General features: G+C 72.9%; 12 protein-coding genes. 9 read left to right on the top strand and 3 right to left on the bottom strand.

All coding sequences use genetic code 11. The features are described 5' to 3' along the window. Window positions 1–53 precede the first annotated feature (53 nt). From galE to idi, 4 genes are all read left to right on the top strand, one after another. The gene (gene galE, locus ACZ7LY_RS17785) at window positions 54–1,052 is read left to right on the top strand and encodes a UDP-glucose 4-epimerase GalE (RefSeq protein ID WP_471625529.1); all 999 of its coding nucleotides are present in this window, start codon (window positions 54–56) and stop codon (window positions 1,050–1,052) included. 148 nt (window positions 1,053–1,200) lie between these two features. Continuing rightward, on the top strand, window positions 1,201–2,136 hold the full coding sequence (locus ACZ7LY_RS17780; protein WP_471625528.1) for a cation diffusion facilitator family transporter: 936 nt from the start codon (window positions 1,201–1,203) through the stop codon (window positions 2,134–2,136). Between the two features lie 276 nt (window positions 2,137–2,412). Beyond that, complete coding sequence (locus ACZ7LY_RS17775; RefSeq protein ID WP_471625527.1) at window positions 2,413–2,958, top strand: GNAT family N-acetyltransferase; 546 nt, start codon at window positions 2,413–2,415, stop codon at window positions 2,956–2,958. A 121-nt stretch (window positions 2,959–3,079) separates the two neighbouring features. Continuing rightward, window positions 3,080–3,673, top strand: coding sequence for an isopentenyl-diphosphate Delta-isomerase (gene idi, locus ACZ7LY_RS17770; RefSeq protein WP_471625526.1), 594 nt, complete (start codon window positions 3,080–3,082; stop codon window positions 3,671–3,673). Window positions 3,674–3,771: 98 nt separating this feature from the next. Here the strand turns inward: idi and ACZ7LY_RS17765 are convergent, their stop codons facing one another. After that, a complete protein-coding gene (locus ACZ7LY_RS17765; protein WP_471625551.1) occupies window positions 3,772–4,281 on the bottom strand; it encodes an ATP-binding protein in 510 nt (169 codons plus the stop codon). Window positions 4,282–4,409: 128 nt separating this feature from the next. Beyond that, window positions 4,410–5,075 carry a DUF308 domain-containing protein gene (locus ACZ7LY_RS17760; protein ID WP_471625525.1) on the bottom strand — a complete coding sequence of 222 codons (666 nt, stop codon included), beginning with the start codon at window positions 5,073–5,075 and terminating at the stop codon, window positions 4,410–4,412. A gap of 69 nt (window positions 5,076–5,144) precedes the next feature. Between ACZ7LY_RS17760 and ACZ7LY_RS17755 the strand changes: the two genes are divergently transcribed. The 4 genes from ACZ7LY_RS17755 to ACZ7LY_RS17740 all read left to right on the top strand — a co-directional run bounded on the left by ACZ7LY_RS17755 (window position 5,145) and on the right by ACZ7LY_RS17740 (window position 9,735). Next, on the top strand, window positions 5,145–5,900 hold the full coding sequence (locus tag ACZ7LY_RS17755; RefSeq protein WP_471625524.1) for an enoyl-CoA hydratase/isomerase family protein: 756 nt from the start codon (window positions 5,145–5,147) through the stop codon (window positions 5,898–5,900). A 272-nt stretch (window positions 5,901–6,172) separates the two neighbouring features. Continuing rightward, window positions 6,173–7,051, top strand: a complete 879-nt coding sequence (locus ACZ7LY_RS17750) for an SCO6745 family protein (protein WP_471625523.1) — start codon at window positions 6,173–6,175, stop codon at window positions 7,049–7,051. Window positions 7,052–7,134: 83 nt separating this feature from the next. Next, window positions 7,135–7,248, top strand: a complete 114-nt coding sequence (locus ACZ7LY_RS17745; RefSeq protein WP_471625522.1) for an LPFR motif small protein — start codon at window positions 7,135–7,137, stop codon at window positions 7,246–7,248. A 105-nt stretch (window positions 7,249–7,353) separates the two neighbouring features. Then, complete coding sequence (locus tag ACZ7LY_RS17740) at window positions 7,354–9,735, top strand: Tex family protein (protein ID WP_471625521.1); 2,382 nt, start codon at window positions 7,354–7,356, stop codon at window positions 9,733–9,735. Window positions 9,736–9,989: 254 nt separating this feature from the next. Here ACZ7LY_RS17740 and ACZ7LY_RS17735 read toward each other — a convergent pair whose 3' ends face one another. Then, window positions 9,990–11,630 carry an ABC-F family ATP-binding cassette domain-containing protein gene (locus tag ACZ7LY_RS17735; RefSeq protein WP_471625520.1) on the bottom strand — a complete coding sequence of 547 codons (1,641 nt, stop codon included), beginning with the start codon at window positions 11,628–11,630 and terminating at the stop codon, window positions 9,990–9,992. A 144-nt stretch (window positions 11,631–11,774) separates the two neighbouring features. Between ACZ7LY_RS17735 and ACZ7LY_RS17730 the strand changes: the two genes are divergently transcribed. Further along, window positions 11,775–12,713: an FAD-dependent oxidoreductase gene (locus ACZ7LY_RS17730; protein WP_471625519.1), complete on the top strand. Its 939-nt coding sequence runs from the start codon at window positions 11,775–11,777 to the stop codon at window positions 12,711–12,713. Window positions 12,714–12,723 lie beyond the last annotated feature (10 nt).

Raw genomic sequence — 12,723 nt, 5'->3', positions numbered from 1 at the left:
ACAAACCCGAGGCGGCCGGTGCAGGGCTTACGACCGGCTTAGGGTGGTGCGTCATGACATGGCTGATCACCGGCGGAGCCGGGTACATCGGGGCACATGTGGCGCGCGCGATGGCGGGCGCCGGCGAGCGCGTCGTCGTCCTCGACGACGTGACGTCGGGGGTGCCGGAGCGGCTGCCCGAGGACGTGCCCCTGGTGCGGGGTTCGGCGCTGGACGCGGAGCTGGTGCGCCGGGTGTGCGCGGAGCACGCGGTGAGCGGGGTCGTGCACCTGGCCGCGCACAAGCAGGTCGGTGAGTCGGTGGAGCGGCCCGAGCTGTACTACCGGGAGAACGTGGGCGGCCTCGCCACGCTCCTGGAGACGGTCGCGGACGCGGGCGTGCGCCGGTTCGTGTTCTCGTCGTCGGCGGCCGTGTACGGCGATCCGGCCGCCGAGCTGATCACGGAGTCGACGCCGTGCGCCCCGGTGAACCCGTACGGCGAGACGAAGCTGGCCGGTGAGTGGCTGGTACGGGCGGCGGGCCGGGCGCACGGCATGGCGACGGCGTGCCTGCGCTACTTCAACGTGGCGGGCGCCGCGGCCCCGGAGCTGGCGGACATCGGCGTCTACAACATCATCCCGATGGTCTTCGACCGGCTCACCCGGGGCGAGGCCCCCCGGATCTTCGGGGACGACTATCCGACGCCGGACGGCACGTGCGTACGGGACTACGTGCACGTCGCCGATCTCGCCGAGGCGCACCTCGCCGCGGCCCGCAGGCTGTCCGCGCCGGACGCGGCCGGTGATCTGACGCTCAACATCGGCACCGGCCGGGGCGCCTCGGTGCGGGAGCTGATCGACGTGATCACCGAGGTCACGGGGACGGAGCTGCGGGCGGTCGTCGAGCCGCGCCGCCCGGGGGACGCGCCGCGCGCGGTGGGGTCCTCGGAGCTGGCCGCGAAGGAGCTGGGCTGGACGGCGTCGCGCGGGGTACGGGAGATGGTCGAGACGGCGTGGGCGGGCTGGTGTCTGCGGCATCCGCAGGCGGCTCGACAGTCCGGACCGGCGCTCTGACCTGCGTACTTCCGGCGTGACGTTTCCGCAGGTCAGGGCAATGACAACGGTGTTCAGTGCAGTGTTTGCATATACCCCCCACCCGTAGTTCACTGTGATCGCCGCCCGGCCTCGGGCGGCGGGGCGAGCGATGCGGAGGGCGGTTGCGATGGGCGTCGGGCACAGCCACGACCATGGGCAGGGACCGACGACCGGGACCGCGGCGGCGGCACACCGCGGGCGGCTGCGCATCGCGCTGTCGATCACCTTGACGGTGATGGTGGTGGAGATCGTCGGCGGCATCGTGGCCGACTCGCTCGCCCTGGTGGCCGACGCGGCGCACATGGCGACGGACGCGCTCGGGCTCGCCATGGCGCTGCTCGCCATCCACTTCGCCAACCGTCCGGCCAGCGAGCAGCGCACGTTCGGCTACGCCCGCGCGGAGATCCTCGCGGCGCTCGCCAACTGCCTGCTGCTGCTCGGCGTGGGCGGCTATGTGCTGTACGAGGCGATCCAGCGGTTCATGGAGCCGGCCGAGACGGCGGGCGGACTGACGATCATCTACGGTCTGATCGGCCTGGTGGCGAACATGATCTCGCTGTCGCTGCTGGTCAAGGGGCAGCAGGAGAGCCTGAACGTGCGCGGCGCGTTCCTGGAGGTGGCGGCCGACGCGCTCGGGTCGCTGGCGGTGCTGATCTCCGCGGTGATCATCCTGACGACGGGCTGGCAGGCCGCCGACCCCATCGCCTCGATCCTGATCGGCCTGATGATCGTGCCCCGTACGGTGAAGCTGCTGCGCGAGACGCTGAACGTGCTGCTGGAGTCGGCGCCGAAGGGCGTGGACATGGCGCAGGTGCGGGCGCACATCCTGGCGCTGCCCGGCGTGGAGGACGTACATGACCTGCACGCGTGGACGATCACCTCGGGGATGCCGGTGCTGTCGGCGCATGTCGTGGTGACGCCGGAGGCGCTGAGCACCATCGGCAACGAGAAGATGCTGCACGAGTTGCAGGGCTGCCTCGGCGATCACTTCGACGTGGAGCACTGCACGTTCCAGCTGGAGCCGAGCGGACACGCTGAGCACGAGGCGAAGCTCTGCCACTGAGGGCTCCCGGATGAGGGCTGCCGGATGAAGGCTGCCGGACGAGGGCTCGTGAGGGCTCCCAAACGGCCCCGCTCGCGGCCCTGACGGGCGGTCGGTGGCCTTGCGTGATACTTTGGCCAGGATTTCGAGGAGGTGGGTCGATGACTGTCGTCGCGGTGAACGCTGCCCTGCGCAGCGACAGGTACGTCCCCACCGTTCCTCGGGCCCTTCACGGCTGATCCGCGCCGCACGCCCGCGTGCCGCGCCCCGCCGGGGCCCCGCATCGAAGGCATCGAGTTGACCGACTCCCGCACCACCTCTCTGTCCCGCCGCTGGCCGACCCGCCCCGAGGCACCCGGTGACCGCGCCGCCGTGCACGCGGTGAACGCCGCCGCGTTCGAGACCGAGGCCGAGGCCGACCTCGTGGACGCCCTGCGCGCCGACCCGGACGCCTGGCTGGAGGGCCTGTCCCACGTGGCCCTGGCCCCCGACGGCAGCGTCGCGGCGCACGCACTGATCACCCGCTGCACGGTGGACGGCGCCCCCGCCGCCGCCCTCGCGCCCGTCGCCGTACTCCCGGACCATCAGCGTCAGGGGGCGGGCGGCGCCGTCGTGCGCGCCGTCCTGGACGCCGCGCGCCGGTCCGGGGAACACCTCGTACTGGTGCTCGGACATCCCGCGTACTACCCGAGGTTCGGCTTCGTACCGGCGTCGGCGTACGGCATCAGAGCCCCGTTCGACGTGCCGGACGAGGCGATGATGGCGCTGGTCCTGGGCCCGGCGGACGATTCCCGTCCGGTGCCGATGGGCACGATCACCTACCCGGCCGCGTTCGGCGTCTGAGCCGTCCTCGCGTCCGTCCCCGCCCGGTGCGCGCCGGGCGGGGACATGCGGGGCGCGGCATGGGCCGGGAGAGTCTGTCCGGTACGGCAGACTTGGTGAAGGACCGAAGCGAAGGATGGGTATGCCGATCACACCTGCCACCGCGGCGCACAGTTCGTCGAGCGGCACCGGAGAAGCGATCTTGCTGGAACTCGTCGACGAGGACGGCAGGACGATCGGCACCGAGGAGAAGCTCACGGCGCACCAGCCGCCGGGCCTCCTGCACAGGGCGTTCTCCGTGTTCCTCTTCGACGAGCAGGGGCGGCTGCTGCTCCAGCAGCGGGCGCTCGGCAAGTACCACTCCCCCGGCGTGTGGTCGAACACGTGCTGCGGGCACCCCTACCCGGGCGAGGCGCCGTTCGCGGCGGCGGCCCGGCGCACGTTCGAGGAGCTGGGCGTCTCGCCGTCGCTGATGGCGCAGGCCGGCACCGTGCGCTACAACCACCCGGACCCGGCCTCGGGCCTGGTGGAGCAGGAGTACAACCACCTCTTCGTCGGGCTGGTGCAGGCCGCGCCGGACCCGGACCCGGAGGAGGTGGGCGCGACCGCGTACGTGACCGCGCGGGAGCTGGCCGAGCGGCATGAGAAGGACCCGTTCTCGGCGTGGTTCATGACGGTGCTCGACGCGGCGCGGCCCGCGATCCGGGAGCTGACGGGCTCGTCGGCCGGCTGGTAGCGGCTCGCCGTACGTTCCGCGGCCCCCGCGCGCCTCGGCGTGCGGGGGCCGTCGTCGTCACCGGGCGCGCGGCGGGCTCGGCTCTTGGCGGGCCGGTGTCAGAAGTGCTGGGCGGGCTTGAGGGGCAGCGCGGCCCAGATCACCTTGCCGCCGCTCGCGGTGTGCTCGACGTCGCAGACGCCGCCCGCCTCCAGCGTGATCTCGCGGACCAGGAGCAGGCCGCGCCCGCCGGTCTGGCCGCTGGTCGCCTCCAGGGCGGTCGGGCGGTAGGGGTGGTCGTCCTCGACGGAGACGCGGACCCACTCGGCGCCGACGGCGACCTCGACGGCGAGCATCGGCGAGAGCAGGGCGGCGTGCTTGACGGCGTTGGTGACGAGTTCGGAGACGATCACCAGCAGGCCGTGGACGAGGTCGTCGGACGCGGGTACGCCTTGACGGGCGAGGAGTTCACGGACCGCCCGGCGGGCCTGCGGCACGGAGGCGTCGACCGCCTGCGCCGTGAACCGCCACACTCCCTCGTACGGCAGCGCCCCGCCCGGTGGCCGCTGCGCGGGATCCGCCCCGCCGTCGTGAGGACGCGGGCGGTGCCCCCACCCGTGCTCGCTCATTGTCCGGTCGCCGCCCTTGCGCTCGATTGTCACCACCCTTCGAGTGTGGGAACCCACCGGTCGGCGCCGGTTCACTGACCAGAAGTCAGCGCCTATCGACGGAATTTGACCGCAGAAGCATCAAATGGTCAGCCCTGCGACCGACCCTGCCCCGGTTGTGTGCCTTTCGGTGCCTCTTCAGCTTGTTGTACGAGGTTGACGATGCGCCGCCCGCCCAGGCCGGTGGCGAGCAGGCCGAGCCCGTCGAAGAGCAGAGCCAGAGAGAAGAAGCAGCCGATGACATAGCGGCTGCTGTGCGGCCAGTTGCCGAGGACGAGGATGCCGAGCAGCAGGCCGAACGCGCCCTGCACGATGGTCCAGCCGAACTGCGGTCCCCGTACGACGACTCCGCCGACCAGCCGGAAGACGCCGCCCGTCAGGAAGAGCAGGGCCGCGAACATGGTCAGGGCCTCGGCGGTGCCCTCCGGGTGGCGGATGACGACGACGCCCGCCGCGAGGTTGAGGGCGGCGACGACGACGCCGAGCCAGAAGTAGTTCGTGCCGCGCGACTCGATCGCGTGCAGCAGTCCGATCAGGCCGCCGATGAGCAGCAGCCAGCCGAACAGGAGCATCGAGGTCAGCGTGGCGAACGCGGTGTAGACGAGGCCCACGAGCCCCGCGAGGACGAGCAGCCCGCCCAGCAGGGCGATCCAGCCGAGCCCCCGGCGCAGTCTGCGGCTCCGGTGGGCGGTGTCCCGCTCCCCCGGCGTGCCGGCCCGGCCCGCGAACGGGTCGCTTCCGTCGGTCTCGGCCATCGGTGACTCCTCCCGGCGACGCACCCCTTACCGATCGTACGTTCGCAGGTGCCGGATAGCATCCCGCGCATGGCTTCCCCCACCCCGCAGCGGCTCACGCACGAGAGCGCCGACGGTGTCGCCACCGTCGTCATCGACCATCCGGCCCGGCGCAACGCGATGACGGACGCGATGTGGTCCGCGCTGCCGCCGCTGCTCGACCGGCTCGCGGCCGACCCCGCCGTACGCGCCCTGGTGCTGACGGGCGCGGGCGAGACGTTCTGCGCCGGGGCGGACATCTCCACGCTCGGCCGGAGCGCGGGGGCGGCGCAGAAGCTGGCGGTCGCGGCGGAGGAGGCGCTGGCCGCGTTCCCGAAGCCGACGCTGGCCGTCGTGCGGGGGTACTGCGTGGGCGGGGGCTGCCAGTTGGCGGCGGCCTGCGATCTGCGGTTCGCGCAGGAGGGCGCGCGGTTCGGGGTGACGCCCGCGAAGCTCGGCATCGTCTATCCGGCGTCGTCCACGCGCCGGCTCGTGTCGCTGGTGGGGCCCTCGACCGCGAAACACCTGCTGTTCTCGGGCGAGTTGATCGACACCGCGCGGGCGCTGCGCACGGGCCTGGTGGACGAGGCCTGGCCGGCGGACGAACTGGACGCGCGGGTCGCGGAGTTCACCCGTACGCTCGTCTCGCGCTCGCAGTTGACGCAGGCGGCGGCGAAGGAGTTCGCGGCGGGCCGCACCGACCGGGACGAGCACTGGGCGCGGGAGGCGGACGCGAGCGCGGACATGGCGGAGGGCGTCGCGGCCTTCCTGGAGCGCCGGGCGCCACGCTTCACCTGGACGGTGTGAGAACGCGGGGCGGCGGCGTTCCACCAGGGCCGACCTCGACCATCTGCGGCCCGGTGGGGCTTCTCGCGCAGTTCCCCGCGCCCCTGAAGCATGCACTTCGTGCGGCTTCCCCCAGGGGGGAGGGTGCGACGCAGTCGCCCCTCCAGGGGCGCGGGGAACTGCGCGACCAGCCACGACGAGACGGTCGGACGAAAAGCCCACGGACCGCAACCCTCAGGCCCGGACGGGCAGAGGCGTTCCCAGGCGTACCGACTGGTCGGTAACGTACGGGCATGACCACTGACCCCCGCCTGCGGGCCGCACGCCGCTGTCACCACGTCCTCAACCCGTTCCACTCCACGCACTACTTCTCGCCCGACCTGCACAAGGAGCTGGCCGCCGTCGGGATCGGCGACCGGAACGCCGCCTACTTCGCGGCGCGCTCCGCCGCGCTCGGGGCGGTCGGCGCGGGCACGGTGACCGCCACCTTCTACAACTTCAGCCACGACCTGGTCGCCCGGCACGTGCCCGCCGTCTGGCAGGCCGCCTCCCCGGAGACCGTGCTCGACGCGCGGCTGCGGGCCGTCGACGCGACCCTGCGCCGGCTGATCGGCGACGACGCGCTCGCCTCCCCCGAGATGGCCGAGGCGGCACGGCTCGCGCTGCGCGCCACCGAGGCGTGCGCCCGGCCCGCGCGCCCCTTGTACGCGGCCCACGCCGACCTGCCCGTCCCCGCCGAGCCGCACCTCGCGTACTGGCACGCCGCGACCCTGCTGCGCGAGCACCGGGGCGACGGGCACCTCGCGGCGCTGCTCGCCGCCGGGCTCGACCCGGTGGAGGCGCTGGTCAGCCATGTCGCCACCGGCAAGGGCATGGCGCCGAAGTTCCTGCTCGCCACGCGCGGCTGGACGCGCCAGGACTACGACGCGGCGGCCGGCCGGCTGCGCGAGCGCGGGCTGCTCACCGAGGACGCGGAGCTGACGCTGACCGAGGAGGGCGCGGCGCTGCGGGCCCGTATCGAGGAGCAGACGGACCTCATGGACCGCGCGCCCTACGACCACCTCGGCGACGAGGGCGTGGCCCGGCTGACCGAACTGGGCTCCGTGTTCATCGGCGCGGCGCTCGAAGCGGGCGCCTTCCCCGCCGACCTGATCGGAAAGGCCGCCGCCTGACGTCTGAACCGGTCACAGCGGGTACCCGCTCGCCACGACGACCTCCGGCCGGCCACGGCCGGGGTCCGACGAGAGGAGTGCCCATGTTCCGTGCCATCGCCGATGTCCTGCGCCAGATCGGAGGGGCGGTCGCCACCGTGGTGACGCTGCCGTTCCGCGCGCTGGCCCGCCTCTTCGGCGGCGCCTCCTCGCACTGACGGGGTACGCGGCGCGCGCGGCGGCGACCTGCCCTGATCCCCCGTTGTCGGTGCCACCTGCCACAATTGCGGCGCAACGTCAGTCGACATAGGCGGTACGGGATCGTGGCGACACCCACTGTTGGGTCCATCGAAGGCAGGATTGCCGAGGAACTCGGCGTACGGGAGCGGCAGGTGAAGGCCGCCGTCGAGCTGCTGGACGGCGGCTCGACGGTGCCCTTCATCGCCCGCTACCGCAAGGAGGCCACCGAGTCCCTTGACGACGCCCAGCTCCGCACGCTGGAGGAGCGGCTGCGGTACCTGCGCGAGCTGGAGGAGCGGCGCACCGCCGTACTGGACTCCGTACGGGAACAGGGCAAGCTGACCGAGGAGTTGGAGGCCAGCATCCGGGCCGCCGACACCAAGGCGCGCCTTGAGGACATCTATCTGCCGTTCAAGCCGAAGCGGCGCACGAAGGCGCAGATCGCGCGCGAAGCGGGCCTGGAGCCGCTGGCCGAGGGCCTGCTGACCGACCCGACGGTCGAGCCCGCCGCCGCTGCCGCCGCGTTCGTGGACGCCGAGAAGGGCGTCGCGGACGCGCAGGCCGCGCTGGACGGCGCCCGCGCGATCCTCACCGAGCGCTTCTCCGAGGACGCCGACCTCATCGGTGAGCTGCGCGAGCGCATGTGGACGCGCGGCCGGGTCGCGGCCAGGGTCAAGGCCGGCAAGGCGGAGGCCGGCGCCAAGTTCGCCGACTACTTCGACTTCGCGGAGCCCTTCACCGAGCTGCCCTCGCACCGCGTCCTCGCGCTGCTGCGCGGCGAGAAGGAGGACGTCCTCGAACTGACGCTGGAGCCGGAGGAGCCCGTCGAGGACGGCGCGCCCAGCTCGTACGAGCCGATCGTCGCGGCCCGCTTCGGCATCCGCAACGAGGGCCGCCCCGGCGACAAGTGGCTCGCCGACACGGTCCGCTGGGCCTGGCGCACCCGCATCCTCGTCCACCTCGGCATCGACCTGCGGCTGCGGCTGCGGACGGCCGCCGAGGACGAGGCGGTCAGGGTGTTCGCGGCGAACCTGCGGGACCTGCTGCTCGCCGCCCCCGCGGGCACGCGCGCGACGCTCGGCCTCGACCCCGGTTTCCGTACGGGCGTGAAGGTCGCCGTCGTCGACGCGACGGGCAAGGTCGTGGCGACGGACGTCATCCACCCGCACGTCCCGGCGAACCGGTGGGACGAGTCGATCGCCAAGCTGGCGAAGCTCGCCAAGGAGCACGCGGTCGACCTCATCGCCATCGGCAACGGCACGGCCTCCCGCGAGACGGACAAGCTCGCCGGCGACCTCATCGCCCGCCACCCCGAGCTGAATCTGACGAAGGTCATGGTCAGCGAGGCCGGCGCGTCGGTGTACTCGGCGTCGGCGTTCGCCTCGCAGGAGCTGCCGGACATGGACGTGTCGCTGCGCGGCGCGGTCTCCATCGCCCGGCGTCTGCAGGACCCGCTGGCCGAGCTGGTGAAGATCGACCCGAAGTCCATCGGTGTGGGCCAGTACCAGCACGATCTGAGCGAGGTGAAGCTCTCGCGCTCCCTCGACGCGGTCGTCGAGGACTGTGTGAACGGGGTGGGCGTGGACGTCAACACCGCGTCCGCGCCGCTGCTCGCCCGCGTCTCCGGCATCGGCTCCGGCCTCGCGGAGAACATCGTGGCGCACCGCGACGCGAACGGGCCGTTCAAGAGCCGCAAGGGCCTCAAGGACGTCGCCCGGCTCGGCCCGAAGGCGTACGAGCAGTGCGCGGGCTTCCTGCGCATCCGGGGCGGCGACGACCCGCTGGACGCGTCGGCCGTGCACCCCGAGGCGTATCCGGTCGTGCGGCGCATCGCCCAGTCGACCGGCGGGGAGGTCGGCTCGCTGATCGGCGACACGGGGACGCTGCGCTCGCTGCGGGCGGCGGACTACGTGGACGACACGTTCGGTCTGCCGACGGTGACGGACATCCTCAAGGAGTTGGAGAAGCCCGGGCGTGACCCGCGGCCCGCGTTCAAGACGGCCACCTTCAAGGAGGGCGTCGAGAAGGTCTCCGACCTGGAACCCGGGATGATCCTGGAGGGCGTCGTGACGAACGTCGCCGCGTTCGGGGCGTTCATCGACATCGGCGTCCACCAGGACGGGCTGGCGCATGTGTCGGCGCTGTCCCGTACGTTCGTGAAGGACCCGCGGGATGTCGTCAAGCCCGGTGACATCGTCAAGGTGAAGGTCCTGGATGTGGACGTGCCGCGCAAGCGGATCTCGCTGACGCTCCGGCTGGACGACGAGAAGGGCTCCGCCCGGGGTTCGGGTGCCGGGAGTTCCGGTTCCGGTTCCGGTTCCGGGGATTCCGGTCGCCGGGGGCGTGGGGGTGAGCGGAAGCCGCCTCAGCAGAAGTCTCGTAAGGGGGCGGGGGCGGGGCGGTCTGGGCCGGCGCCGGCGAACTCCGCGATGGCTGACGCGTTGAAGAAGGCGGGCCTGGCGTGACGCTCCGCTGAGGTCGCCGGTCACCTTCTGCCCGGGGTTGGGCTTCTCGCGCAGTTCCCCGCGCCCCTGGGGAGTTCTTCAGCACAGGCTGCTTGCAGCTGAGGTTGCGCAGTTCCCCGCGCCCCTGAGGAGCGGGGCTGCGCCCCAGCTCCCCAGGGGAGGCGGTGGCGACGAAGTCGCCCCGACAGGGGCGCGGGGAACTGCGCGACCAGCCACCCACCCACCGTAAGACGACCACGCACAGAGACGAACCGTCAGACCACAGAGGTCACCGTCCCCGATGACACCTGTACCCGCCGAGTCGTACGCACCGCGTCCAACATGCGCCGGTCATGCGTCACCAGAAGCAACGTCCCCGCATAGTTCGCCAGCGCCGACTCCAGCTGCTCGATGGCCGGCAGATCGAGATGGTTCGTGGGCTCGTCGAGGACAAGGAGGTTGACCCCCCGCCCCTGGAGCAGCGCGAGCCCCGCCCGGGTCCGCTCCCCCGGCGACAGGGAGGACGCGGGCCGCAGCACATGGTCCGCCTTGAGCCCGAACTTGGCCAGCAGCGTCCGCACCTCCGCCGGCTCGGTCTCCGGCACGGCCGCGCAGAACGCGTCGAGCAGAGTCTCCTCCCCGTGGAAGAGCGCCCGCGCCTGATCGACCTCGCCGACGACGACCCCGGAGCCGAGCGTGGCGTGCCCCGCGTCCAGCGGCAGCCGCCCGAGCAGCGCGGCGAGCAGCGTGGACTTGCCGGCGCCGTTGGGTCCGGTGATGGCGACGCGGTCCGCCCAGTCGATCTGGAGGGTGACGGGCCCGAGGCGGAAGTCGCCGCGGGTGATCTCGGCGTCCCGCAGCGCGGCGACGACCGCACCGGAGCGCGGGGCCGCCGCGATCTCCATGCGCAGCTCCCACTCCTTGCGGGGTTCGTCGACGCTGTCGAGGCGTTCGATCATGCGCTGCGTCTGCCGGGCCTTCGCCGCCTGCTTCTCGCTCGCCTCGCTGCGGAACTTGCGGCCGATCTTGTCGTTGTCGCTCGCCTTGCGCCGGGCGTTCTTGACGCCCTTGTCCATCCAGGAGCGCTGCATCTGGGCGCGGCCTTCGAGGGCGGCGCGCTTGTCGGCGTACTCCTCGTACTCCTCGCGGGCGTGGCGGCGGGCGACGTCGCGCTCCTCCAGGTAGGCGTCGTAGCCGCCCCCGTACAGGTTGATCTGCTGCTGGGCGAGGTCGAGTTCGAGGACCTTGGTCACCGTGCGGGTCAGGAACTCGCGGTCGTGGCTGACGACGACCGTGCCGGCGCGCAGTCCCCGTACGAACGTCTCCAGACGCTCCAGGCCGTCGAGGTCCAGGTCGTTGGTGGGCTCGTCGAGGAGGAAGACGTCGTAGCGGGACAGCAGCAGGGAGGCGAGGCCCGCGCGGGCGGCCTGGCCGCCGGAGAGCGAGGTCATGGTCTGGTCGAGGCCGACGCGCAGGCCGAGCTGGCCGGTGACCTCCTCGGCGCGTTCGTCGAGGTCGGCGCCGCCGAGGTCGAGCCAGCGCTCCAGGCTGGTGGCGTACGCGTCGTCGGCGCCGGGCGCGCCGTCGACGAGGGCCTGCGTCGCCTCGTCCATGAGGCGCTGGGCCTCGGTGACGCCGGTACGGCGGGCGAGGAAGGCGCGGACGGTCTCGCCGGGGCGCCGCTCGGGCTCCTGCGGCAGATGACCGACGGTCGCGGTCGGCGGCGACAGGCGCAGCTCGCCCTCCTCGGGCGTCGCGAGCCCGGCGAGCAGTCGCAGGAGGGTGGATTTGCCCGCGCCGTTGGCGCCGACGAGGCCGATCACGTCGCCGGGGGCGACGACGAGGTCGAGGCCGGTGAACAGGGAGCGGTCACCGTGGCCCGCGGCGAGGTTCTTGGCTACGAGAGTGGCAGTCATCAGGCCGCCGATCCTAATGCGCCCGTGCGCCCCGCCGCCGTCGAGGCCGCGGCCGGACCCGGGGCGCCCCGCCGGGCCGCTGTGAGGATCCCCACCTCGCGCATGTGTTGAGTCCGGTACGGCACGTTCCGCTACGGTCCGCTGATGAACAGTGATGCGAACGCGGAAGTGATCGTGGTCGGCGGCGGGGTCAGCGGCCTGGCCACCGCCCTGGAGCTGGCGCGGCTGGGGCGCCGGGTGCGGGTGTGGGCGCGGGAGAGCGCGGCGCGGACCACGTCGGCGGTCGCGGGCGGCCTGTGGTGGCCGTACCGGATCGATCCGGTGGAGCGGGTCGGGCCGTGGTCGCTGCGCTCGCTGGCCGTCTACGAGGAGTGGGCGCGGCGGCCCGAGGTGACCGGGGTGCGGTTCGCGGACGGGGTGCTGGGCGGGACGCTGCTCGCGGGGCTCGGGCCGTGGGCGGAGCGGGTGGCGGGCCTGCGGGACACCCCGGAGGGGCTGGCGGCGCGGCTGCCGGTGCTCGACATGCCGGCGCATCTGGAGTGGCTGCGCGGCGAGTTGGCGGCGGCGGGCGGCGTGTACGAGGAGCGTGAGGTCGACGCGCTGGAGCGGGTGCCCGCGCCGGTCGTCGTGAACTGTACGGGCCTCGGGGCGAGGGAGCTGGTGCCGGATCCGTCGGTGCGGCCGGTGCGCGGGCAGTTGGTGATCGTGGAGAATCCGGGGATCACGTCGTGGTTCACGGCCGCCGACCCGGAGTCGGACGCGACGACGTATTTCATCCCGCAGCCGGGCGGACGGCTGCTGCTCGGCGGCACCGCGCAGGTGGACGACTGGTCGCTCGACCCTGACCCGGCGACGGCGGAGGCGATCGTGAAGCGGTGCGCGGCGATCCGCCCGGAGATAGCGGGGGCCCGGATCCTCGGGCACCGGGTGGGGCTGCGTCCGGCGCGGCCCGCGGTGCGTGTGGAGCGCGAGGTGCCGGCGCCGGGCCGGGTCCTGGTGCACAACTACGGGCACGGCGGCGCGGGCGTGACGGTGGCCTGGGGCTGCGCGCGGGAGGCGGCGGAACTGGCGGTCGCGGCCTGACCCGGACGCG

It is taken from the genome of Streptomyces sp. NPDC107550, assembly GCF_055639095.1.
The sequence above is the reverse complement of the archived record's forward strand: the minus strand, read 5'-3'. Positions and strand labels throughout refer to the sequence as shown.

Bases quoted from the DNA above. Each gene is read 5' to 3' on its own strand.
- idi (WP_471625526.1), top strand. From the start codon at position 3,080: ATGCCGATCACACCTGCCACCGCGGCGCACAGTTCGTCGAGCGGCACC.
- ACZ7LY_RS17750 (WP_471625523.1), top strand. From the start codon at position 6,173: ATGACCACTGACCCCCGCCTGCGGGCCGCACGCCGCTGTCACCACGTC.
- ACZ7LY_RS17745 (WP_471625522.1), top strand. From the start codon at position 7,135: ATGTTCCGTGCCATCGCCGATGTCCTGCGCCAGATCGGAGGGGCGGTC.
- ACZ7LY_RS17755 (WP_471625524.1), top strand. From the start codon at position 5,145: ATGGCTTCCCCCACCCCGCAGCGGCTCACGCACGAGAGCGCCGACGGT.
- ACZ7LY_RS17780 (WP_471625528.1), top strand. From the start codon at position 1,201: ATGGGCGTCGGGCACAGCCACGACCATGGGCAGGGACCGACGACCGGG.
- ACZ7LY_RS17765 (WP_471625551.1), bottom strand. From the start codon at position 4,281: ATGAGCGAGCACGGGTGGGGGCACCGCCCGCGTCCTCACGACGGCGGG.
- ACZ7LY_RS17760 (WP_471625525.1), bottom strand. From the start codon at position 5,075: ATGGCCGAGACCGACGGAAGCGACCCGTTCGCGGGCCGGGCCGGCACG.
- ACZ7LY_RS17730 (WP_471625519.1), top strand. From the start codon at position 11,775: ATGAACAGTGATGCGAACGCGGAAGTGATCGTGGTCGGCGGCGGGGTC.
- ACZ7LY_RS17735 (WP_471625520.1), bottom strand. From the start codon at position 11,630: ATGACTGCCACTCTCGTAGCCAAGAACCTCGCCGCGGGCCACGGTGAC.
- galE (WP_471625529.1), top strand. From the start codon at position 54: ATGACATGGCTGATCACCGGCGGAGCCGGGTACATCGGGGCACATGTG.